Here is a 23,818-nt window from a genome sequence, read left to right as displayed (position 1 = left end):
TGTTTCGGTTTCTTAATAATCGTGGTTTGCCGTCGTGGAGCGCTGCAAAGCCTTGAATTCAAAGGAAATGTTTCGGTTCCTTAATGATCCATTTATGGTTGTCAACTTCAACGAGCGGAGTGTACTATTTCGCGCCAGTCGAGACCAACATTTAACTCGCCAATTCCGGCGAATATGATTGGATATCGACGCACCGCTTTGAAACTTTGAAGAGTCTCGCCGTGGCCAACTCCATGTCTATTTCCCGCGTTCTCCGTTCCCTTATCGTCCTGGCTGGTGCTGCTGCCCTGATCACAGGCTGCGCCACAAGCAACCCAGGCCCGCAAACGGACGAGGCATTCAAGCAAAGCATGTCGGAGGCAGAGGCTGCCGCTAAGGGTGGCCAGCAAGACAAGGCCATCGAGCTGTATCAGCAGATCGCCAAGGCCAACCCGACCCGTGACGACCCGTGGGTGCGCATCGCCCAGCTCCAGTTCGGCTCGGAAAAGTATCCGCAGGCCATCCTGGCCGCAGAAGAAGCGCTGCAGCGTGATGGCAGCGACCGTCAGGCCAAGAGCATCCTGGCTGTGAGCGGCCTGCGCGTGGCGCGCCGTTCGCTGCAGGAGCTGCGTGCTGACAGCGCGCTGGCAGGCGACGTCAAGACCGATGCACAGGTGCTGGCCAAGATGCTGCGTGACACGCTGGGCGAGCAAGTCCTCTTCCCGGGTGAGCAACAAGCCACCAAGCCGGTCGTCAAGCGCCGCCCGGTCGTCAAGCGTGCCGCTCCGGCTGCAACCGAGGCTGCCAACCATGGTGGCGCAGCGGCTCCAGCCGCCACCGGCGGTGCCAGCGGTAGTGCCGATCCGTTTGGCGCGCTGCGCTAAGCGTTGCACTAGTCCCGCATCTGTGGAGGAACGAGATGGCCAAGAAAGAAAGTGTGCAGAAGCGTCTGCAGAAGGTGCGCCCGCCGCGCGTGCAACTGACGTATGACGTCGAGATTGGCGACGCGATTGAGCAGAAAGAGCTGCCGTTCGTCGTGGGCGTGGTGGCTGACCTGTCGGGCCAGTCGGAAGTGCCGCAACCCAAGCTGCGCGACCGCAAGTTCGTCAACATCGACCGCGACAACTTTGACGACGTGATGTCGGCCGTTGAGCCGCGCGCCGCCTTCCAGGTGCCCAATACGCTGACGGAAACGGGCGGTAAGTTCGGTGTCGACCTCAAGTTCCGCTCGATCGAAGATTTCAGCCCCGAGGCCGTGGTCCAGCAGGTTGAGCCGCTGCGCCAGCTGCTGGAGGCGCGTTCCAAGCTGGCCGATCTGCGCAACAAGATGGCCGGCAACGACAAGCTGGAAGACCTGTTGGCCGACGTGCTGAAGAACACGGAAAACGCGAAGAAACTCGGCGCCAAGACAAACGGGGGCGAGGATGCTTGAGAACCAATCCGCTGCGCAGGGCGCCTCGGTTGCCGAGGAAGTCAGCCTGCTCGACAGCATCGTCGAGCAAAGCCGCGTTGCCAAATCCGACTCCGAGCGCGAGCGCGCCAAGGACATCATCGGTGAGCTCGCCAGCCAGGTGCTCAACGGCACCGTGGTGGTGTCCGACAACCTGTCTGCCACGATCGATGCGCGCGTGGCCGAGCTGGATCGTTTGATCTCGTCGCAGCTGAGCGCGGTCATGCACGCGCCGGAATTCCAGAAGCTGGAATCCACTTGGCGCGGGATGAACTACCTGGTCAAGGAAACGCAGACCGGTACGACGATCAAGATCAAGGCGCTCAACGCGACCAAGCGCGATCTCGTGAAGGACTTCAAGACGGCCATCGAGTTTGACCAGAGCGCGCTGTTCAAGAAGGTGTACGAAGAAGAGTTCGGCACCTTCGGCGGCGCACCGTTTGGCGCGATGATCGGCGACTTTGAAGTGACGCGTCAGCCTGAGGACATGTACTTCATCGAGCAGATGGCGCACGTGGCCGCCGCCGCGCACGCACCGTTCATCGCTTCGTCGTCGCCTGAGCTGCTGGGCCTTGAATCGTTTGCCGACCTGGGCAAGCCGCGCGACCTGGCCAAGGTGTTCGACACGGTGGAATACGCCAAGTGGAAGTCCTTCCGCGAGTCGGAGGATTCGCGCTACGTGGGGCTGACCTTGCCCCGCTTCCTGGGCCGTCTGCCGTACAACCCGAAGGACGGCACCACCGTTGAAGGCTTCAACTTTGTCGAAGACGTGGACGGCACCGACCACAGCAAGTACCTGTGGTGCAACGCCGCCTGGGCTTTCGGCGCACGCCTGACGGCTGCATTTGAAGACTTCGGCTGGTGCGCGGCCATCCGCGGTGTGGAAGGCGGTGGTCTGGTTGAAGACCTGCCGACGCATACCTTCAAGACCGACGATGGCGAAGTCGCACTCAAGTGCCCGACCGAGATTGCCATTACCGACCGCCGCGAGAAGGAACTGAGCGACCTCGGCTTCATTCCGCTCGTGCACTGCAAGAACTCTGACTACGCCGCGTTCTTTGCTGCGCAGTCGGTGCAGCGGCCGAAGAAGTACGACACGGATAGCGCCAACGCCAACGCAGTGTTGTCGGCGCAGCTCCAGTACATCTTCTCGGTGTCGCGTGTGGCGCACTACCTGAAGGCGATGATGCGCGACAAGATCGGCAGCTTCGCCTCGGCCAAGAACGTCGAGACGTTCCTCAACCGCTGGATCTCGCAGTACGTGCTGCTGGACGACAACGCCACGCAAGAACAGAAGGCGCAATTCCCGCTGCGTGAGGCGTCGATCCAGGTGTCGGAAGTGCCGGGCAAGCCGGGCACGTACCGCTCGGTGGCGTTCCTGCGTCCGCACTTCCAGCTGGATGAACTCTCGATCTCGCTGCGGTTGGTGGCCGATCTGCCCAAGCCGACCAACTCGTAATCATCATTCCTGACCGGACTCTCCCCGGGGGGGAATGTTCGGGCCTAACCACGCGTTGCGCTCGTTACATATTGCAGTACCAACAACCTATCTATTGAAGAGGGTCTCTGTATGAAGGATATCTACGTCAAGTTCGACAGCCCGGCAATCAAGGGGGAGTCGCAAGACAAGGATCACAAGGATTGGATCGAGATCAACAGCTGGTCGCAAGCCATCGTGCAGCCGCGTTCGGCCACGGCTTCGACCGCCGGCGGCCACACGGCCGAGCGCTGCGAGCACCGCGACATGGTGTTCTCGAAGGATCTGGATGTGGTCAGCCCGCTGCTGTACCAACACGCTTCGGGCGGCACGACCTTCGGTGAAGTCACGATCGAATTCTTCCGCGCAGATGGCGAAGGCAACCGCGTGAAGTACCTCGAAGTGAAGCTGAAGAACGCCATCCTGAGCGAAGTCGATTCGCAAGTGGTGGCCCAAGGCATCCCGAGCGACACGTTCAGCCTGCGTTACGCCGCTGTGCAGTGGAAGTACACGCAGCAGAAGGGCGCTGGCGGCCAGGGCGGTAACTCGCAAGGCGCCTGGAGCCTCACGAAGAACGACAAGACGTACTCGGTCTAACGTTTTAACGTTTGGCGTTCTGATTGCAAGCGCCGCAGCCGTACGCTGCGGCGTCTTGCATTGGCATCGGCATCTGCAACCGCAGTATGAAAGGCTTCGAACCCAGCCTGCTCGACAAGCTCTTCGACGACGAGCCCCACGCGCCCATGCCTACGGCATTGCGCCAGCTCTCGCTTGAAGAACTCAAGAGCACGGTCGCGCGCGACATTGAATCCCTGCTCAACACACGTATCGTGTTTGAGGAGGACGATTTGCATGGCTTGCCGGAGTGCAAGCGGTCGCTGCTCACCTATGGGCTCAACGATTTTGCCGGCCTGAGCCTCGCTAGCTTCTACGACCGCAACTACATCTGCCAATCGCTCACCAAGGCGATCGAGCGCCATGAGCCGCGCCTGCAGCATGTGAACGTGTCGCTGGAGATCAACGAGCGGGCGACCAACGCGCTGTGCTTCGGGATCAGCGCGGTGCTGCTGGTGGGGCCTGCGCGCGAGCCGGTGAGTTTTGACGCCACGCTGCAACCGTCCACGCTGCGCTACTCCGTTTCGCGCGGGCGCGGTTGAGATTGCCTTCGGGCCTGAGCGATACCTGACAACGGGTAGTGCAGCAGGACCGACACCGGACCGCAAGGAAGATGGAAGAGCTGCTGCCCTACTACGAACGAGAACTGGCCTTCCTGCGCCGGTACTCGCGCGACTTCGCCGAGCGGTATCCGAAGATCGCCGGCCGGCTTGCCATGTCTGGCGACGGCTGCGACGACCCGCATGTCGAGCGGATGATCGAATCGTTCGCCTTCCTGACCGCACGCGTCAGCAAGAAGCTCGACGACGACTACCCCGAATTTACCGAGGCGCTGCTGGAGGTCCTGTACCCCCACTACCTGCGCCCGTTTCCCTCGTGTTCGGTGGCACATTTCGATGTGCGTGGCGTGGCTGCGCAACTGAGTGCCCCGGTCACGATTCCACGTGGCACCTTCCTGACCACGCGCATCGTGCGCAAGGTGGAATGCCGCTTCCGCACCGCGTACGACGTGACCTTCGCGCCCGTGCGGGTGGCTTCGGCCACCTTCGAGCGTGCGGTGTCCGCACCGGCTGCTGTGCAGTTGCCCAAGGGTGCGACCGGTTCCATTGCCATCACGCTGGAGCACGTTGGAGAGCGTGGCGGCTTCGAGTCGCTGCAACTGGACAAGCTGCGTGTCTACATGGATGGCGAACCGTCGTTCGTGGCCGCGCTTGGGGATGCGCTCTTCCTGCATACCGCCGCCGCTTACGTGGAGGGCGAGCGCACTGGCGTGTGGAAGCGCTTGGCCGGCGTGCCACTGCTGGAAGTCGGCTTTACCGAAGACCAATCCCTGATCGATTGCCCGGCGCGTTCGCACCCGGCCTATCGATTGCTGACCGAGCATTTCAGCTTCTCGGAGAAGTTCAACTTCTTCGACATCGATCTGGCGGCGCTGCGGCGCGGTCTGACGCCAGGCACGCCGGTGCGCAAGCTCGTTCTGCATCTCGTGCTGAAAGAGGTGCGCAGCGATTCCCACGCCGCGCGTCTGCTCGAAAACCTGCAAGCCGAGCATCTGCGCCTGCACTGCACGCCGGTGGTCAACCTGTTCCAGCAGAAGGCGGACCCGATCCGCATTGAACACACGGCCAGTGCATACCCGGTGGTGGCGGACAGCCGTCGCGCGCATGGCTTCGACATCTATTCGATCGACAAGGTGCAGCTTGTGCGCGAGACCACCGCGCACGAGCAGGTGACGGAGTTCCGCCCCTTCTACTCGTTGCACCACGGCGAAGAGCCGGGCCGTGCAGGCCACTACTGGCTGGCCCGCCGCAACGAGATGGTCGCGCAGCGCAGCCCTGGCTTCGAGACCGAGATCTCGATTGTCGATACGCAGTTCGACCCGGCCAGCCCGCAGACCGATACGTTGAGCCTGTCGGTCACTTGCACCAATCGCGACCTGCCGGCGACGCTGGCGTTTGGTCAGCCCGATGGTGACCTGTCGATGGAGGGCAGCTCGATTGCCCGCAACATCACGTTCCTGCGCAAGCCGACACCTTCCATGCGGTTTGGCGGCGGACGCGCGGCGCAGTGGCGGTTGATCTCGCTGCTGGCGCTCAACCACCTTTCGCTCGTACAGAACGGGCTGCCGACCCTGAAGGAAATGTTGCGCCTGCATGATCTGCCGCGCAGCGCGATTTCCGCACGGCAGATCGAAGGCATCGTGGGTCTGGATTACCAGCCGGCGACGCAGTGGCTGGCAGGCAAGCCGTTCGCCACCTTTGTGCGTGGTCTGGAAATCCGCCTCACGCTGGACGAGGACGCCTTTGTCGGCACCGGCCTGCACCGCTTCATTCGCGTGCTGGACCACTTCTTCGGCCTGTACGTCCACATGAACAGCTTTGTACAGCTGATTGCGGTGTCGCGCCGCAGCGGCAAGGAACTGGTCAAATGCGCACCCCGCAGCGGCGAATCGATCCTGGTGTGATCCGCCGGCTGCTCAAGCAGCCGCACCGGTACCAGTTCTTCCAGGCCGTGCGGCTGCTGGAGCAGCTCTTTGCACGCCGTGGCGGCACCACGCCCGAGCAGGCACTGGCCACGCGGGTGAGCTTTCGCAACACGCTGTCTTTGTCGTTTCCGCCCAGCGAGCTGCAGGGGATCGAGGTTGAACGCCTTGACCCTGCCATGCTGGAGAGCGACGAGGCCTTCATGGCTGCGTTGGAAGACGGCGCACTCGACTCGCTGGCCATTACGCCCACGTTCTTCGGCATGCTGGGCGGGCAGGGTGCCTTGCCGCTGCGCTACACCGAGATCGTTGCCGAGCGCGAGTCGGTCTGGCGCGACCGCGCCGCCCGCGCGTTCTTCGACATCTTCTCGAACCGGGCAACGGCGCTGTTCTACCTCGCGTGGAAAAAGTATCGCCTGCCGTTTCAGTACGAAGTCGACAACAGCAAGCACTACCTGCCGCTGTTGCTCTCGCTGGCAGGTGCGGCCGACAAGACGCTGCGCAGCGATCTGGCTGGCACGCCCGGCGCCATCCACGACGAGGCACTCGCCGGCTATGCCACGGCGGTGCGACATCGGCCGGTATCCGCAGCGTATCTGCAGCGCGTGCTGGCGGACTACTTCCAGGCGCCGGTGCGTGTGGAGCAGTTCGTGGGCGGTTGGTATCACGTGCCTGCATCGCAGTACACGCGGCTGGGTAGCACGAGCAACGTGCTGGGCGCCACGGCGCTGGCCGGCGCGCGCGTCTGGCAGCGCGACCTGCGCGTTCGCCTGTGGGTTGGCCCGCTCAAGCGCGCGCAGTACCGCAACTTTCTGCCCGGCGCGCCGGGCGCACTGGCGCTGCGCAAGATGCTGACCATCCTGTGCGGCACCACGCTCGAATTTGAGATCAAGCTGATCCTGCGCCAGCAGGACGTGACTGGCTGCACGCTCGGCGCACAAGACAGCGGCAGGATCGGGTGGGACACCTTCCTGTGCTCGCGCCCCGCGCAGCAAGACCGCAGCGACGCACGCTACACACTCGCGCCGCTGCACTGACACCAACACACACACCTTCTCGACCCTTCGGAGCCCTGCCGCCATGGCCATCCCACTCAAGACCCTGATCGCCAAGCTGAACGCGACCAGCCGGCAGGCTGCCGAGCGCGCCGCCTCGCTGTGCATGGCGCAAGGCAACTACGAGGTCGACCTTGAACACCTGTTCCTGGCGCTGCTGGAAAATCGCCGCAGCGATTTCGCCGTGGCCGCGCGTGCCAGTGGTATTGATCTGGCAGCGCTGCAGCGTGATCTGGAAGCCGAGGTTGGCCGCTTCCAGAAGGGCAACACGCGCACCCCGGCGTTCTCGCCGTACCTGCCGAAGCTGTTCGAGCATGGCTGGCTGATCGCCTCGCTGGACTCGCAAATCACGCGCATCCGCTCCGGCCACCTGCTGCTGGCGTTACTGACTGAGCCTAGCCTGTCGGCGCTGGCCGAGCGCGGGTCACGCCTGTTTGCCAAGTTCGAGGTCGACCGCCTCAAGCACGATTTCGAGCGCATGGCCGCCGGTTCGGATGAACAGGAGCAGGCCGTCGACATCGCCGATGATGCGACCGCCCAGGCCGAAGACGGCAGCAAGCCTGCTGCGGCGCTGTCGTCTACGCCGGCGCTCGACCAGTTCACCGTGGACCTGACGCAATCGGCGCGCGACGGCCGCATCGATCCGGTCATCGGCCGCGATGCTGAGATCCGGCAGGTGATCGACATCCTGATGCGCCGCCGCCAGAACAACCCGATCCTGACCGGCGAGGCCGGTGTGGGCAAGACCGCCGTGGTGGAAGGTCTGGCCCTGCGCGTGGCCGCCAACGACGTGCCGCCGCCGCTGCAGGGCGTGACGCTGCGCACGCTCGACATGGGTTTGCTGCAAGCCGGTGCTAGCGTGAAGGGCGAGTTTGAGAACCGCCTGAAGAACGTGATCGACGAGGTCAAGAAGAGTCCGAAGCCGATCATCCTGTTCATCGACGAGGCACACACCATCATCGGTGCAGGCGGCCAGGCCGGCCAGAACGATGCGGCCAACCTGCTCAAGCCGGCCCTGGCGCGCGGTGAGCTGCGCACGATTGCCGCCACCACGTGGAGCGAGTACAAGAAGTACTTCGAGAAAGACGCCGCACTGGCCCGCCGCTTCCAGGTCGTCAAGGTGGAGGAGCCGAGCGAGCCGCTGGCGGCCTCCATGCTGCGCGGTATGGCCCCGCTGATGGAGCGCCACTTTGGCGTGCGCGTACTGGACGAGGCGATTACCGAGGCAGTGCGGCTGTCGCATCGCTATATCAGCGGGCGCCAACTGCCGGACAAGGCCGTTAGCGTGCTGGACACGGCTTGCGCCAAGGTGGCGCTCGGCCAGAGCGCCACGCCTGGCGCCATCGAAGACGACCAGAAGACGCTCGAACGCCTGCAGGGCGAGATCAACGCGCTCGAACGCGAGCAGAGCGTGGGCGCAGAGCACGATGCGCGCCTGGAGGCCCTGAACGCGCAGCGCGTTGAACTGGAACAGCGCGTCGCCCAGAACACCGAGCGCCTTGCCAAGGAGCGCGAACTCGTCGCCCGCATCCAGGCCTTGCGCGAAGCACGCGAGAGCGGTGCCGAGCAAGCGGGCGAAGAAGACGCGCTGCCGGTGGCGGCCAACAGCAACGTGGTGTCGATGCCCAAGCGTGCCCGCACCGCAGATGAGCCGGACGAACTGGCCAAACTGCTGGCCGAACTGCGCACGCTGCAAGGTGAAACCCCGATGGTGCCGCTGCAGGTGGACGGCCACGTGGTGTCGGAAATCGTCTCTGCCTGGACGGGCATTCCGCTCGGCCGCATGGTCAAGGACGAGCTGCGTACGGTGCTGAACCTCAAGCCGCTGCTGGCCGCCCGCGTGATTGGCCAGAACCACGCGCTGGATGCCATCGCACAGCGCGTGCGTACCGCCACCGCCAACCTGGAAGACCCGAACAAGCCGCGCGGCGTGTTCCTCTTCGCCGGCCCGTCGGGCGTGGGCAAGACCGAGACGGCGCTGGCACTGGCCGACATTCTCTACGGCGGCGAGCGCAAGCTCATCACCATCAACATGAGCGAGTACCAGGAGGCGCACAGCGTGTCGGGCCTCAAGGGCTCGCCCCCGGGGTACGTCGGCTATGGCGAGGGCGGTGTGCTGACCGAAGCCGTGCGCCGTAACCCGTACAGCGTGGTGCTGCTGGATGAAGTGGAGAAGGCGCACCCCGACGTGCTGGAGATGTTCTTCCAGGTGTTCGACAAGGGCGAGATGGACGACGCCGAAGGCCGCCCGATCGACTTCCGCAATACCATCATCATCCTCACGTCCAATGTGGGCTCGTCGAACATCATGCAGGCCTGCCTGAACAAGGCGGCTGAAGAGCTGCCTGATGCCGATGCCCTGGCTGAACAATTGCGCCCGACGCTCTACAAGGCGTTCAAGCCCGCGTTCCTCGGTCGTATGAAGGTGGTGCCGTACTACCCGATTTCCGACGACGTGCTGGCCGAGATCATCACGCTCAAGCTGGGCCGCATCCGCGATCGCGTGGCCGTCAATCACAAGGCCACGTTCCAGTGGGACAACGCGCTGGTGGAATCCGTGCTCGCGCGTTGCACCGAGGTGGATGCCGGCGCGCGTGCGGTTGATCACATCCTCAACGGCACACTGCTGCCGGAGATTGCCGAGTCGGTGCTCACGCGCATGGCCGAAGGCGGCAGCGTTGAGAAGATCAAGGTAGGCGTCGGCAAGAGCGGCGAGTTCAAGTACCGCATTCAATAAGCGAGCACACCATGGTCTCTCCGACCGAGCTGGCAAACCTGCTGCGCGCGGCCTTCACTCAGGCCAACCGCCTGCTGCGGCTGGAAACGCCGCTGGGGCCGAACGTGCTGCTGCCCGAACAACTGGACGCCGCCGAGCATATCGATGCAGGCGGCTTCCGGCTGGAGCTGACGGCGCTGTCCGATAACGCCGACATCGATTCGACCAAGCTGCTCGGCCAGCCCGTGCGGCTCGATCTGCTCACGCAGCAAAGCCGCAGCACGCTGCGCCCGTTCCACGGCCACGTCACGCGTTTTGAGCAGCTCGGCGCCAACGGCGGCCTGGTGCGCTATCGGCTGGTGATCGAGCCGTGGTTGGCCTTCCTGCGCTATCGCCGTGACAGTTTCCTGTTCCAGGACATGTCGATCATCGAGGTCATCGACAGCCTGTTTGGTGACTACCAGGGCCAGGGCCGCCTGGTGCCCGCGTGGCGCTGGGCGTTGCGCGACAACTCGGTCTACACGCGCCGCAGCGTCATCACGCAATACGAAGAGAGCGATTTTGATTTCGTCACGCGCCTGCTTGCGGAAGAGGGCTTGTTCTACTTCTTCGAGCACGAAGCCAAGGACGGCGACGCGCTGGGCGTGCACCGCATGGTCATCGCCGATGCGAATGACGTGTTCACCGACAACGCACAAGCCAGCATCCGCTTTGGCCGTGCCGACACCACCGCCACCGAAGACGTGATCGACCGCTGGCAGGGCACGCGCCGCTGGCAGACCAATGCCGTGTCGATTGCAAGCTGGGATTACCGCACCAACGCCAAGCGCACGGCGCAGCTCGGCGCACAGCAGCGAGGTAGCGACGGCCCGCAACTGGTGTTGCAAGACACGGACTACCCTGGCCAGTACTGGTTTGAAGACAACAACCAGGCGCAGCGCGTCGCGCGGCTGATGATGGAAGCGCTGGAGCTGCGCGACAAGCAGTTCGACGGCGAAGGCAGCGTCCGTACGCTGTCCACTGGCACGCGCTTCAAGTTGACCGACCACTTTGATCACGACGAAGGCGACCAGCGCTTTGCCGTGCTGGCCGTCACGCACCAGGCGCGTAACAACTTCAATGACCGTTTCGGGCAAGTGCTGACCGAGACGCTGGGCGCATTGAAAGGCGGTGATGCGCTGGCCGCCGGTGACAACAAAGGTGCTGGTGACGACGCCACGTTCTATCGCAACCACTTCACCGTGGTGCGCGACAGCGTGCCTGTGCGCCCGCAACAGAGCGACGCGCAAGGCCGAGCGCTGCATCCGCGTCCGACCGTCAACGGCAGCCAGACTGCATTGGTTGTTGGTGCGGATGGCCCCGTGCATACCGACCGCGACCACCGCATCAAGGTGCAATTCCATTGGCAGCGTGGTGCGCGTTCAGCCAGCCGCCAATCGCACCCGGCCGGCGATGACAACGCGCGCGCCAGCGCGGGCCTAGGCGCTTGGGTGCGTGTGGCCGCTGCCGTGGCCGGCCCCAACTGGGGTGGCGTGGCGCTGCCGCGCGTGGGTCAGGAAGTGCTGGTGGAATTTCTGCAAGGTGACATCGACCGCCCTGTGGTGGTGGGCGCTGCCTACAACGGCACTGGCCAGACCGACGCGCAGTACAACCAGAACCAAGCCGGCGCGGCTGGCGCCACCGGCAATGCACCCGCATGGTTTGCGGGCGACAGCAAGAGTCAGGGTGCGTACGCCCATAACGCCGTGCTCTCCGGCATCAAGACGCAGGCGCTGGCCGGCAGCCAGGCCGGTTCGTCCGGCTACAACCAACTCGTGTTTGACGACACAGCAGGCCAGGGCCGTACACAGCTCAGCACCACGCAGGCTGCTACTGGCCTGGTGCTGGGGCATCACAAGGAACAGATCGACAGCGCGCGTCAGGCGGACCTTGGCCACGGTGCAGCACTCGCTACCGACGACAGCGGCAGCGTGCGTGCGGGTGCCGGCCTCTTGCTTACGGCACACAGCGCCGGCACCGATGCCGCATTGCAGGACAGTGAAGCTGCCGCCAGCCAGATCGAAGCGACAAGCGAGTGGGCAGAGTCCTTGGCCGATGCAGCGAAGAAGCAGAAGGCCGGCCTGGCGGATGAGCCTGATGCGAAAGAACTCCCTGCACTCAAGCAACTGCGCCACACCACCGAAGTCCTGCGTCATGCAGAAAGCGCTGGCGAAGGCGCCGAAGCGGTTGCCTACAGCGAGCCGCATCTGCAGATCTCCGCGCCCAAGGGCATCGTCACCACCACGCCAGCGGATGCGGTGATCGTTGCCGGTACGCAGGTGACGCTGGCCGCCAAGCAGGATGCGAATGTGGCGGTGGGCGGCAACCTGTCCGTTGCCGTGGCCGAGGGGCTGAGCCTGTACGCGCACGGAAAATCGCTCGGAAAGGCTGGGGATGCAACACCGGGTATCGCTATGCATGCGGCCAGTGGCAAGGTGGGGTTGAGCAGCCTCAAGGGCGAGAGCCACCTGGTGGCAGAGAAGGCCGTGACGGTGGCGTCCACGCAGGGCAACGTGACGGCTGAGGCGAAGCAGTACGTGCTCGTCAATGCGGGCGGTGCGCAGATCAAGGTGGCCAACGGCACGATTGAGTTGCATGCGCCTGGGATGGTGACGTTTAAGGGGGCAGGGCATCAGTTTGTGGGGCCGGGTGGGGCGGCGGTGAATAACACGCTGGCCAGCGGCAATCTGAAAGGATGCGGCATGCAGGAAAGCAGCGCCGCTGCCAGTGGTGCTGGCTCGGTGTCGCGTTGAACCGGGAGATGAGTGGTATGCCCCATCGCACGCTGGCGGACCTTGAGCAGGTGCTGCTGGACCCAGTTAGCGAACAGGCGAGTGATGCGCCTCATGACGCGATCGCGCTCTGCGAAGCGCTTGCCGCCGACTATCACGCACGCAAGCGGCGGCAAGCCCCTGAAGACCGGCCCCTGCGTGTCTACTTGCTGCTTGACCGTTGGGACGGCAGCCAGTTCGCCGTCGAGTTGTCTGATGCCTGGCCTGAAGCCGTCGCTGAGCGTGTGGCGGTGCCCGATGCCTTTTACGCGGGCCGGGAGGGGGAAGCGCCCTGCGTGGTGCCGTTGCCCGACATCGCGTTACCTGATGGTAGTGCGGACACCTTCGGCCAAGTGAAGGCGCAGGAAACGCTGGCCCGCTGGTTGCTGGCAACCAACCAACAGGCTTACCAAAGGCTGGTGCGGCAGGATGTGTGTGCGGTAGTCGCCAGCGCGGATTCCGCCGCCTCGGTTGCGCAACACCTGGCCAAGCTGGGCCTCCAGTACCCCCCGGGCGACCGCGCTGCAAGGCTGTTCCGCTACCAGGACCCGCGTGTCATGCAGCGTGTGTGGCCGGAATTGAGTGCCACGCAGCAAGGCGCGTGGCTCGGTCCAATGCAGGCATGGTGGACGTTGATGCAGCCGTGGGGGCCGTGGGCGCAGGAAGAGTTGATGGCTTCGGATGCGCGCACCGTACCCAGCCCTGTTTGGTTCAAGGCAGAGCAGCCGACGATACAGGATGCGCAGACCGAAGCGCTGATGCTGAACCGGCTGATGAGTGCTAGGCAGTGGCAGGCAGCGCATGCCTCCCCTTGGGGGCACCAAAGCTGGGCCGCGCTGGCGTCTGTAAAGGTTCCTATGGACCAGCAGCCAGACGGCGTTGCCATGTCCGCCGCCATTGCCCAAGGACAGCGTCTTGGGCTCGATGATCAAGACCTTGAGGCCTTCATTGCGCTGTCATGGCTGCTTCCCGGCGAAGAGCAGGCGACCCATGCCCACGCGCGCGATTGGGAAGACCAACAGAACCAGCGTGCGCTTGAACACGTCTTGCACCAGATGCGTAGCCAACCGGGCTCACGCTTTACCAGCGCGTGGCTGAGCGCGCAAACCCTATTCAGACCGTAGCTGATCGATCATGCCGTGCGAAAAACCCTGCACAAACTGCAAACGCGAGGGCCTGCCCATCCTCTTCACCCGCTACGCGGCGGCCTACAGCGCCCAAGACAAGGGCATGGCGGCGTTGCGAAAGTTGGCCCCCATCAAACCCCTGGAAAGCAAGCCGGGTGGGGTAGACATCAAGACTGCGGTCTACGGGGTGCGTATGCTGCGCACCGGTTATCTCTATGTGCGCTTCGTCAATCCTGCCTATCGCGCGCCCCAATGGTGGGGCTTTGCGGTGCATCCGCACGGCTACCTGATGCAATTCACGGTCTCGCAGCCGGAAACTGCGCAGGCGAAGGTGGCCTGCGCGCGCGACGCACGCCAAGCCAATAACTCCCTGATATGGGTTCCTGACGCTCAGAACGTCACCGAATTTCACTACCTCTTTCATCCCGACGTCATTGACTATCAGCACTTGATGCATGAGATCGAGCCTAAGCGAGATCAATACATGCAGAAGCTGGACATTGCCGCATGGGCTAAAGGAACAACCTCGCAGACTCACACCTGCACCCCTGACAAGCTCGCCACCCAGGTGCCGGAGTTTGCGGCGCTGGGAAATCAGGCAGTTTGTGATGCCTTGGAAGGCCAGTTCTTCGGCCTCATGGGCAGCGACCCCATTGAGCGTGGCTGGGGTGATTGGGAAGAAGCTGTTGAATATGACGAGGAAGAGGATGCTCCCGGCACCGCCGGCATGATGGGCGTCAAGGTACCGACCGGCAACAAGCTGACAACCGTCGTCAATCACAAAGGGCCCACCTACGATAAAGCCCACGGACAGCGTCTGAAGCAGATGGCCGAGTTCCTGCAGAAGAATAAGGGTGCAGTGGTGGCTTGCGCAGATCCCATCGGCATCGCGCAGACCCTGTCGATGTGTCTTCCGTTGATGGCCACGCCCTACGAGTTATGGATGAACAGCGCGCCGGCCAAGCCGCTCACCGACTTCCCCAAACTCACTAATGGCTGGTTGGTTTCCGCTGCTGGTTCGATTGATAACCTGCTGGGTGCCATGAAGCAGGGGTTGACCCAGTCGCAGAACGCCGAATTGAAAGCATTGAAGGATCACCGGAAGCTGGTCAGCGATCGCAACCTCTTCGTGCCGAGCAGAATGGAGCGCCAGCCGGACGGTACGTATCGCTCGATCAGCCCGGATCAAGCCAGGGCTGAAGTGCTTGCACGACTGGACGCGAAAATCAGCAAGCAGCAGGCAGACATCGATGCGGGCAAGGTGGCGGACCCGAAGAACACCTTGACCGAAGCGCGCAAGCTGTTCGATCAATCGAAGATCGACGCCTTCAACAAGGAGCAACTCCAGCCGCAACTGAAAGCGCTGGATGAACGCTTAGATGCCCTGAGCCGCGATCTGATCGCCTGGCTGGATGCGGCAGCCATGCGCGGCGTGCTCGAACGCTACAACGGCAAAGACCCCGACCTAGGTGGCGACGGTGAACGCTTTGCGCTCCACTTGTCGGTAGCGCTGTTGAATTTGGACAGTTCCAACACGGGCCGACGCTATCTGGGTGCCAAGAACCCATTCACCTACGCGCGCGACAATCTGGTGGCTCGCGTGGTTGGCTGCAACAACGCGGCGGTGAGCAGCGAGGTATACAACGCGTGCCAGAAGCTGAACTTCTCCGCCGCAGCCAATACCAACGCCGGACAGCAGCGTGATCCGGCTGAACTGGAACTGAAACAACTGGACGCCATGATCGCGATGGTGGCGGGCTGGGGTAAGGTGGTCAAGTCTGCCGACAAGATGAACAAGTTGTATGACAAGCCGCCTACGACTGTCAGCGAGCGGCTCAAAGCCGCCAATGATGTGCAGTCAGCCATCAAGGCGGCTGCGGGTGCAGGATGGTCCTCCGTGCTGTTTGCTGCGGCTACGTTGGTAGCGGCGCGCGCGGGCGGCACTGAAAAGGAAAAGACCTTGTTGGGCGCTCGGGCGCTGGCGTTTGCACAGGGTTTTGGCAGCGATGCGCAAAGACTGTTGCTTGCCCAGCGCAAAGAGCAGGTAGAGAAGATTCTTGCCAAGAACCCGAAGCTAACAACCAAGGTCGGCGTGGGCGGGCCACGCGAGTGGCAGGCTGAGGCAGCAAGCCTGCAGCGTAAGTTGGACAAGGCAGTGGAAAGCAGCGGCACCAAGAGCATCGTGGGCAAGATGCGCGTGAGCGGTCTGCTGTTCATCGCCGATGCTTTCGGCACGTTGGTGGGCGGCACGGCCAAGGCGGGCATCAAGATGGATCCCCGGACGGCGATGGAAACCACTGGCCAATACCTGACACTGGTGGGTACCTTCCGAGACTTGCGCACCACCATGTGCGAGGAGATGGTGTTCAAGACGGTGGTGACCGAGGTCAAAGGGGCCGAGATTGTAGTGGCGCCATTTGCTCAAGGCACCAAGCTCGATGCGGTGGCGATCAAGCAACTGCTCAAGCTCAGGCAGGCGGCAGGGCGGTTTACCATTGCGGGCTCAGTGGTAGTGGTGGGGTTGGATGTGTTTGATGGGTGGCGGGCATTTAATGATGATAAGTCTTGGCTTGGTCGTGCCTACTTCGCCCGCGCAGTAGGGGCTGTGGCCACGATTACCGGGGTTGGCATCGGTATGGTCACCATCGAAATGGCCACTTTGGTCGCACGTCTGAACATGGTGGGGATCGTTGTCACAGTAGTCGCCACGATTGCCATCGAAACACTTAAGCCCAAGCTGTGGCAGGACTGGTTCCGTGCCCAGCCTTTCCGCACCGACAACGACAATACCGATGGCAGTTGGAGTCAGTGGTTTGCCAAACCATCACCACACAAAAGCAAGGCGCAAATGCTCAGCAAGTTGGACGAGGCCACCGATGATGCGAAGAAGGGAAGCTAGACATGTTTGAAGCACCTGTAGCCTTGGCCTGGAATCGCCGCAAGAACGGACGGAAGGCGGCGGTGGAAATCGTGGGTGACATCCACGAGTACACCAAGCTGTACGGGCCCAAGGAGTCAGTGGATGTGCCGTACTTGAATGCGCGCCAGTTGTTCGACTTCAATGAGCACTTCATTGAATGGGGTAGTCCCACGCGGGATCGAGCGATGGCAGTTATGCTTTCGATATCAGCCGCGTTCTTGGTCTTGATTCCGGTTCTTGCGATTTTTTTTACCGGAGAGTCTCGTAGTGGATTCACCACCGGTTCGGTTTTTTTCTGCATAGGGTTACTTGCATTCGGTTGGTTTGCCGCTGGCGTCTACTGGTACAACTATCTGCGCGCCACTGAGTTGACCGCTCTTTGCGCGCGCTACCGTTTCAACCGCACCACGCGCAAGGTCTACGTCCTTCGCCCGCGTCAGTTTGGCGGCAACGTAGTGCTCGATTGGGATCGCGTGCAGGCGCACCCCTACTGGCGTGCGCCCGGCGGGCTCAAGCTGGAGCCCGGTTTCCAGCACGACCCCCAGCTACGAGAGGCCCGCGCGAACGCTAGCGGCGGCTTCATGATGACTCGAGGCCTGCTGCTGTACTGGCCGCCACTGGATGCTGATGACCCCAAGCGCAAAGGCGAGGAGTTGCTGTGGGTGGGCCAATGGCAGTCTGGTATTAGCGATTGGGAATACATCCGCCGCTTTATGGAAGAGGGCATGAATGCCGTACCCAAGCCTGAGGCGAGCCACTACCGGCGCAAGGGTCGCAGTTCCCTGATGCAGCACTACTGGGAAGACGAGATGGACCCAGAGATTCGCCAAGCAGAACTACTGGGCGAACCTGATCCGAGAAGAGCCAAGATTTCGCTCATCGGTCGGCTGCTGCCGCTGCCTTTCCTATTTCTCAACAGCTTGGGTCAATGGCTGTGCTATTGGCCAACGTTCCCGAAGGCGTGGAACAGCGACTGCGGCCAGAAACGCCGCGAGGATGGGATTGGGCCGGAAGAACCGTTGCGGTGGAAAGTTCCGGCGTGAGAATCGAATCGATCTGCATTGAATTGGGTACCGGCGTTGTTATCGAATGAGGGGTTGGTGACGACGCGAGTAAAGGCGGCTGAGCATGTTTGAGGCACCCGTAGCCCTGACCTGGAACCGCCGCGCGAACGGGAGGAAGGCAGCCGTGGAAATCGTGGGTGATATCCACGAGTACACCAAGCTGTACGGCCCTAAGGAGCCGGTGGACGTACCGTATCTGAACGCACGCCAGCTGTTTGACTTCAATGAGCATTTCATTGAGTGGGGCAGTCCGATGCGGGATCGGGCAATGGCCGTCATGATTGGCTTCTTGTTAGCGGTGGTGGTGGTAGTTCCGTTTTTAGCGGCACTTGCGCTTCTATGCGACACGGTTCAAGGGAAAGACAACGATTTTTTATTGAATACCGTGGCTGTCGCGCTTTTTGGTTTTGCCCTCTTCGCCGCAGCCGTCTATTGGTACAACTACCTGCGCGCTACTATGCTGACGGCCTTATGTGCGCGCTATCGCTTTAACCGCACCACGCGCAAGGTCTACGTTCTTCGCCCGCGCAAGTTTGGTGGCAACGTCGTGCTCGATTGGGATTGCGTGCAGGCTCACCCCTATTGGCGTGCGCCCGGCGGTCTCAAGCTGAAGCCCGGGTACCAGCACGACCCCCAGCTACGAGAGGCCCGCGCCAACGCTAGCGGCGGCTTCATGATGACTCGAGGCCTGCTGCTGTACTGGCCGCCGCTGGATGCGGACGACCCTAAGCGCAAGGGCGAAGAACTGCTGTGGGTGGGTCAATGGCAATCCGGCATCAGTGACTGGGAGTACATTCGCCGCTTCATGGAAGAAGGCATGCACGCCGTGCCCAAGCCCGAGGCCAGCCACTGGCGGCGTAAGGGGCGCAGTTCCATGATGCAGCACTACTGGGAAGACGAGATGGACCCAGAGATTCGCCAAGCAGAACTACTGGGCGAACCTGATCCGAGAAGAGCCAAGATTTCGCTCATCGGTCGGTTGCTGCCGCTGCCTTTCCTATTTCTCAACAGCTTGGGTCAATGGCTGTGCTATTGGCCAACGTTCCCGAAGGCGTGGAACAGCGACTGCGGTCATAAGCGTCGCGAAAGTGGCATCGGGCCGGAAGAGCCGCTGCGGTGGGTGTCAACAAGAAAGTAATGGCTGCGAATTGCCAAGACCCAACACGCTGAGTTCGGTCTGAAAGCCGCGTAATCCCTTCCTCCAATACCCCCCGATACATGGCTACTGCCGCTACACCGATTCTTGACGGCCTGCTCGCCGACAGACTTATCAATCAAGAGCAACACGATCTCGCTTGTCAGCGGCTGTATGCCTTGTCTAGCGAACCCTTTCCCAATGCAGGCGAGGCCCTGATCTGGCTGCGCATGGAGGACATCCTGTCCGACGAGGATCTGGAGGAAATCGAAGCGCTGTCGGTCTCACAGGCCGGCTTCGCGGGCAACGCCGCACGCGTAGAGGCGCTTCAGCAAATGCATGCAGCAGTGCAGCGCGAAGCCGAGGCATACAACAAGGAGCTCCTGAAGCAATCGGACAAGGCCATGCTGGACGCCATGTTCCCGGGACCGCGCTGGCTCTGGTTGTGCGGTGGTGCAGTCTTGGCCGTAGCTGCTGCATGGTATGTATTGGCACCCGATGCAACGCCAGGGTGCGACGACGCTCGTGTGCAACAGGCGTTTCGCAGCGCCGCGTTCATGCAGAGCACGAAGGATGCCTTTCGATCGGCAGAGTCCGCGTCTGTGAACTACTTGTCGGCGCAGTTTTCAGACGTCAAGGAAGTGGGCTACCTCAAGGAAGAGCGCTCACGTGGCTGTACAGCGACCGTCAAGATCGGTGATATGGCGGTGCCCATGGGCTACAGCGTCAGTCCCACGGGCAAGAGCGGCGAGATGTTGGTGAAGGGAGAAGACCCGCGCGTTCTACGTGCCCGGTATCGTCAGATTGACGAAAAGCTCGGCCAGCCCGCCGGCGCCTCTCGCCTGCGCACGGCCTTCACAAACGGCGTGGACGACTTCACAAAACAGACCCGACCACTCCAACAGGATGCGTTCGACGCAGCGCGCAAGCGCAAGCGTGAGATGCGTGGGGAGCCCCCCGAAACCGACACGCGCACCGTGCGCAATGTGCAGCCCCTGAACAATTGCGAGGCACTTGGCAATGGCAAGTGGTCTTGCCGGGTACAAGCCGAGTATCGCGATATCGTGTTGTCCGCGCTGGGTCAATCCGAGTGGCAAGTCATGGAAGGCGACTTTGACTTTGTTCAGGATGGCGAGACCTGGCGCGTGAGTGACGGCTTTGCGCATCAGTACGTGAATGCAACCGTGCGCGCTCGAGTGGCACTCCTCAAGGGCGACGAGGTGGCAGAACGTCTGGAAGAAATTCAGAGTGCGAAGGACAAGCAAGCACGGCCTGCTGCCCCGCAGGAGGAAAGCAGTCCAGCTTCAGAGCCCAACCACTGACTGGTCGCACGGTTTCTGGACTCTTGTGGGTAGTAAGGCGTTCAGCTATGCCCGCATTAGTGCTTACGTCTCCTTGGGGCACACAACGCTCAACGTCTGCGAACGGATGCCCTGCGTGCGCCTGGCGGGAAAAGATGTGCCAGTCGCTGGGCCCCTTAGCAATGCCGTTCTGGTCAAATCCGCCAATGCCTAACGCAAGCCAGATGACCTCGGGGAGTATGGCTCCGTCTACTTTCGCTATTGATCTAACGGTGGAACGCCTGCCGGCAGGAACACAGACTTGACTAATGAATACGAAGATCCTGATGCGCCCGCTGGCTACGCGGTGCTGGTCCAACTTTGGAAGAAGCCTGATCCGTACTTCCAGAATCGAGACAAGCTGAAGCCCGTCGTCCCCTCATATCTGGACCCGTGGCGTGTAGCGCCGGACGATAGCCGCGTTCCTACGCATGAGACAGCGCGCACGCGCGATTGCCTTGTCGCGGTGTATCCCAATGCAATTGCAGTCGGTTCGCCACACAGTCTGTCTATTGGCCTGCCAGGCAGCTTCACTCGAATGGTGGTTTGGTTTTTCATCGTGATTTTCCCGATTGGGATGGGGTTGGCGAATCTCAACCTCTTTTGGGCAGATATTGGTGATCCCTGGACTTGGCCACTACTACTGCTGAATACATCGCTTTTTCTTCCTGTGATCTGGGGTTTTAACGCGATCGTGCGAACGCCGGCAGATTGGCCGATCCTGTTCAATCGAAAAGATCGAACGGTGACATTCATTCGGCCAGCTCGCCCTAAGCTCTTTAAGTTCTGGCAGTTCACGGACTCTGGTGTGTACACCGAGTCCTGGGATACGCTGAAGCTGCGTACCTACAAAATGGAGGTGCGGTACTCCAGGACTTTCTGGATGGTGTTGCAGTGGGGGGAGCCAAACAAGGATGGGCTGATGGCGGTGAAGGACTACGTGTCCATCGGTTACCAAGCTGCCGTGGACGAGCACTTGTTTCAGGTCTGGGAGCACGTCCGCCGTTACATGGAGGAAGACGGTCCATCCATCCTGCGGGGCGAGCGGTTGCGCAAGCCAGTGAACAATCGTACGTCGATGCCGTTTCCGCCGGACGTGATTGCTGCTGCGGGAGGCCCTGCATTGAGTGCGGCCGAGGTGGAGCGACTGAGTGGACTAGAACCTGCTGCACCACGCCAAGCGAGTGCGGTGACTTCCACGTGAGGCACGTTGCCAAAGCATCGCCGCAAGACGAAGCCTTGGCGGTGGCATACCGTTTAGTGTGCACGTGACAACTCCATCCGAGCACACATGTATCCCGATGAAACAGAATGTCTGACGCACCAGATAATCCACCCGGTGAAATCGCCATCGTTGGCGCGGTGATCACCTTGTTGATCGTCTTCCCAGCGCTCTTCCTGATCGGTTTTGGCTATGCAGACCCCTATCCACTGAGCGGCGTGCAAAGCGCGCGATGGTGGTGGCTGCGTTACCCGCTGGTCATCGCTGGGTTCATGGTGTGCCTGATCCCGCAGGTCATCATCGCAAGCCGGATTGATGATGCCGACGTTGCAAAGGAGTTTGAGAAGGTGACGGACGGAATGAACGCCGTGCTGTTTGCCACCGCGATTGTCGTCGTCACGTTCGGCGGCAGCACCCTGATGAATCTGTACAACGCCTCATACGGCGAGGGGTCGATAGTGAAGGCAAGGCGCTTGAGCACGTTTGTTTCTCCGAAAAGCAATCGAAGCATTGGCCGCACCGAGGTTGAATACGAGTTTCTGGAGGGGCCGCTAAAAGGAGAGACCCTTCGGTTCAGTTGGAGTGGTACGAGCGAATACGGTACCCGTGCCGACGACGGTAGGCTTGCCCTGATCTCGATGAAAAGAAGTTGGATGGGGATGTCGTTGTTGGGCGTGTACGACCAGTAGCTCTGCGCCTCAGGGAGTGGGCGCCGGACGCGGGTCAGCCCGTTGCTGACCGCATTTCGGGTGATTCCGGGTGCCGCAATCTTCATATGAAGATTTAGAAACAATCCCCCCAAATCCACCCTCCCTGAGTAGCATCAGCACCGTTGAATCCAATCGCAGCCAAGCGAGGATTGCCCTATTTTCAAACGCACCAACATGGCCCCATTGCTTCGCGTTGCCGCTGCCCCGATCCTCGCTGCGTTGATCGCCGGCCCCGCACTGGCAGGCGACGACGCACCCCTCCAGGTTTCGTATCGGCAAGTCCTCACCGAATACTTCAAGGATGCGACTGGCGCGGCCAAGAAGTACGACGGTCGTCGCCTTGAGTTCAAGGGGCAGGTGTATCCGCTGTCTGATGACAGCCTGAACACACTGGCTGTGACCGAAGACCTCAAGGTGGGTGCGCCGTTCCAAGATGACCAGCGCGACGCGTTGAAGGCTGTGTTTCCCGACAACAAGCTCTCGGCGTACAAGCCCAGCAAGGACATCACGCTCGATTGCCTGAACCGGCAGTTCGTTGGCCTGACGCTTGCCTTGACCGATTGCCGCATCGCCAAGCCCTGAACGTTCATCCGTATTGCATACCTGTTTCTGACCATGGCTTCTCTTCCGTTCGAACAATTGCTGGCCCCGCTGCCCGGCGCCCAACCTTGCGGCGAAGACATGCTCTTCTCCGCAGAATTCGACAGCATCCAGGAAGCGCGCCGCTTCGATGACCCATCGCTCGACCAAGGCGAGTGGGTGACCGAGATCAAGGAGGCCGACTGGCGCGCTGTGATCACTGAAGGCACGTCGTTGCTGCAGAACCGCACGAAGGATCTGCGGCTGCTTGCGTGGCTGACCGAGGCCCTGTCGAAGGAGCGTGGCTTTGCCGGCCTGCGCGAGGGCTATGAGCTGATCTCGGGCCTGTGTGAACAGTATTGGGAACACATCTATCCGCTGCCCGAGGCGGACGACCCCGAGGCCCGCACAGGCAGCATGGCGTGGCTGGCCGCACGTTCGAGCCAGTTGATCCGCGAAGTGCCGCTGGTGGATGCTTCCAAGGGGGGCTACAACCTCGTTGATTGGGAGGTTGCCGCCAGCCTGGTCGAGGCGATTCGTCGCGATCCGGATCAGGCGGATGAGCTCGCGCGCGGCAAGGTCACGCAAGAGCAGTTTGAAGTGGCGAAGCGGGCAACGTCGCCCGCGTTCTACAAGACGTTGCATGACGACGTGGTCGGTTGCGGGGCCGCGTTGTTGCGGCTGCAATCCGTGCTCGACGGGCGTGCAGGGGATCATGCCCCGAGCTTCCGAGCAGCCCGCGAGACGTTACAGACGGTGCGTGCACTGGTCGAACGTTTTGGCGGCAAGCCTGAGCCCAAGCCGGCCGCAGTGGAGACCAAGGCAACATCGCAAGCCGCAGGGCAACCCGTAGAAGACGCAGTTGTTGCCACCGTGGTCGGCCCGATTCGCTCGCGTGCACAAGCGCTGGATCAGTTGCGCCAGGTGGCAGAGTTCTTCCGCCAGACCGAGCCGCACAGCCCCGTGGCCTATCTGGCAGCACGCGCCGCCAAGTGGGGCGACATGCCGCTGCACGCCTGGCTGCGCACGGTGGTCAAGGATGATGCGACGCTCGCGCAGATTGAAGAGTTGCTTGGCATGAGCGACCCTTCGCCGGATAGCGCGAGCTGATCGTTTGTGTCGGCCCCAGCCAAGCGT

General features: G+C 61.9%; 18 protein-coding genes. All 18 read left to right on the top strand.

Annotation, left to right across the window (positions count from 1 at the left end):
* Positions 1-233 precede the first annotated feature (233 nt).
* Entirely contained in the window at positions 234-863 is a 630-nt protein-coding gene (locus PI87_RS19445; RefSeq protein WP_442965502.1) for a hypothetical protein, read from the top strand.
* A gap of 35 nt (positions 864-898) precedes the next feature.
* Complete coding sequence (gene tssB / locus PI87_RS19440; protein ID WP_039599338.1) at positions 899-1,411, top strand: type VI secretion system contractile sheath small subunit; 513 nt, start codon at positions 899-901, stop codon at positions 1,409-1,411.
* Positions 1,404-2,888, top strand: a complete 1,485-nt coding sequence (gene tssC, locus PI87_RS19435) for a type VI secretion system contractile sheath large subunit (protein ID WP_039599337.1) — start codon at positions 1,404-1,406, stop codon at positions 2,886-2,888. The genes tssB and tssC overlap by 8 nt, the downstream gene beginning before the upstream one ends.
* Positions 2,889-2,999: 111 nt before the next feature.
* Complete coding sequence (locus PI87_RS19430) at positions 3,000-3,503, top strand: Hcp family type VI secretion system effector (RefSeq protein WP_039599336.1); 504 nt, start codon at positions 3,000-3,002, stop codon at positions 3,501-3,503.
* Positions 3,504-3,589: 86 nt separating this feature from the next.
* Positions 3,590-4,063 carry a type VI secretion system baseplate subunit TssE gene (tssE, locus tag PI87_RS19425; RefSeq protein ID WP_021193543.1) on the top strand — a complete coding sequence of 158 codons (474 nt, stop codon included), beginning with the start codon at positions 3,590-3,592 and terminating at the stop codon, positions 4,061-4,063.
* A gap of 71 nt (positions 4,064-4,134) precedes the next feature.
* Positions 4,135-5,985 carry a type VI secretion system baseplate subunit TssF gene (gene tssF / locus PI87_RS19420; protein ID WP_039599335.1) on the top strand — a complete coding sequence of 617 codons (1,851 nt, stop codon included), beginning with the start codon at positions 4,135-4,137 and terminating at the stop codon, positions 5,983-5,985.
* Positions 5,949-7,040 (top strand): type VI secretion system baseplate subunit TssG, encoded by a 1,092-nt coding sequence (gene tssG, locus PI87_RS19415; protein ID WP_039599334.1) that lies wholly within the window; start codon positions 5,949-5,951, stop codon positions 7,038-7,040. The genes tssF and tssG overlap by 37 nt, the downstream gene beginning before the upstream one ends.
* A 43-nt stretch (positions 7,041-7,083) precedes the next feature.
* Entirely contained in the window at positions 7,084-9,795 is a 2,712-nt protein-coding gene (tssH, locus tag PI87_RS19410) for a type VI secretion system ATPase TssH (protein WP_039599333.1), read from the top strand.
* An 11-nt stretch (positions 9,796-9,806) separates the two neighbouring features.
* The gene (locus PI87_RS19405) at positions 9,807-12,566 is read left to right on the top strand and encodes a type VI secretion system Vgr family protein (protein WP_039599332.1); all 2,760 of its coding nucleotides are present in this window, start codon (positions 9,807-9,809) and stop codon (positions 12,564-12,566) included.
* Between the two features lie 17 nt (positions 12,567-12,583).
* The gene (locus PI87_RS19400) at positions 12,584-13,708 is read left to right on the top strand and encodes a DUF4123 domain-containing protein (RefSeq protein ID WP_039599381.1); all 1,125 of its coding nucleotides are present in this window, start codon (positions 12,584-12,586) and stop codon (positions 13,706-13,708) included.
* 10 nt (positions 13,709-13,718) lie between these two features.
* Positions 13,719-16,610, top strand: a complete 2,892-nt coding sequence (locus tag PI87_RS28170) for a T6SS effector BTH_I2691 family protein (RefSeq protein ID WP_052321626.1) — start codon at positions 13,719-13,721, stop codon at positions 16,608-16,610.
* A gap of 2 nt (positions 16,611-16,612) precedes the next feature.
* Positions 16,613-17,674, top strand: coding sequence for a hypothetical protein (locus tag PI87_RS19390; RefSeq protein WP_052321625.1), 1,062 nt, complete (start codon positions 16,613-16,615; stop codon positions 17,672-17,674).
* An 85-nt stretch (positions 17,675-17,759) separates the two neighbouring features.
* Positions 17,760-18,833, top strand: a complete 1,074-nt coding sequence (locus PI87_RS19385) for a hypothetical protein (RefSeq protein ID WP_039599331.1) — start codon at positions 17,760-17,762, stop codon at positions 18,831-18,833.
* Between the two features lie 80 nt (positions 18,834-18,913).
* Positions 18,914-20,152, top strand: coding sequence for a hypothetical protein (locus PI87_RS19380; protein ID WP_052321624.1), 1,239 nt, complete (start codon positions 18,914-18,916; stop codon positions 20,150-20,152).
* Positions 20,153-20,432: 280 nt separating this feature from the next.
* The gene (locus tag PI87_RS29630) at positions 20,433-21,374 is read left to right on the top strand and encodes a DUF6708 domain-containing protein (protein WP_232314037.1); all 942 of its coding nucleotides are present in this window, start codon (positions 20,433-20,435) and stop codon (positions 21,372-21,374) included.
* Between the two features lie 107 nt (positions 21,375-21,481).
* Positions 21,482-22,081, top strand: a complete 600-nt coding sequence (locus PI87_RS19370; RefSeq protein ID WP_039599330.1) for a hypothetical protein — start codon at positions 21,482-21,484, stop codon at positions 22,079-22,081.
* A 195-nt stretch (positions 22,082-22,276) separates the two neighbouring features.
* Positions 22,277-22,684, top strand: a complete 408-nt coding sequence (locus PI87_RS19365) for a hypothetical protein (RefSeq protein WP_232314036.1) — start codon at positions 22,277-22,279, stop codon at positions 22,682-22,684.
* Between the two features lie 33 nt (positions 22,685-22,717).
* Entirely contained in the window at positions 22,718-23,791 is a 1,074-nt protein-coding gene (gene tssA / locus PI87_RS19360) for a type VI secretion system protein TssA (RefSeq protein ID WP_039599328.1), read from the top strand.
* The last annotated feature ends 27 nt before the right edge of the window (positions 23,792-23,818 follow it).

The sequence above is a fragment of the Ralstonia sp. A12 genome (assembly GCF_000801955.1).
In the GTDB taxonomy this organism is placed as follows: Bacteria; Pseudomonadota; Gammaproteobacteria; order Burkholderiales; family Burkholderiaceae; genus Ralstonia.
The sequence above is the reverse complement of the archived record's forward strand: the minus strand, read 5'-3'. Positions and strand labels throughout refer to the sequence as shown.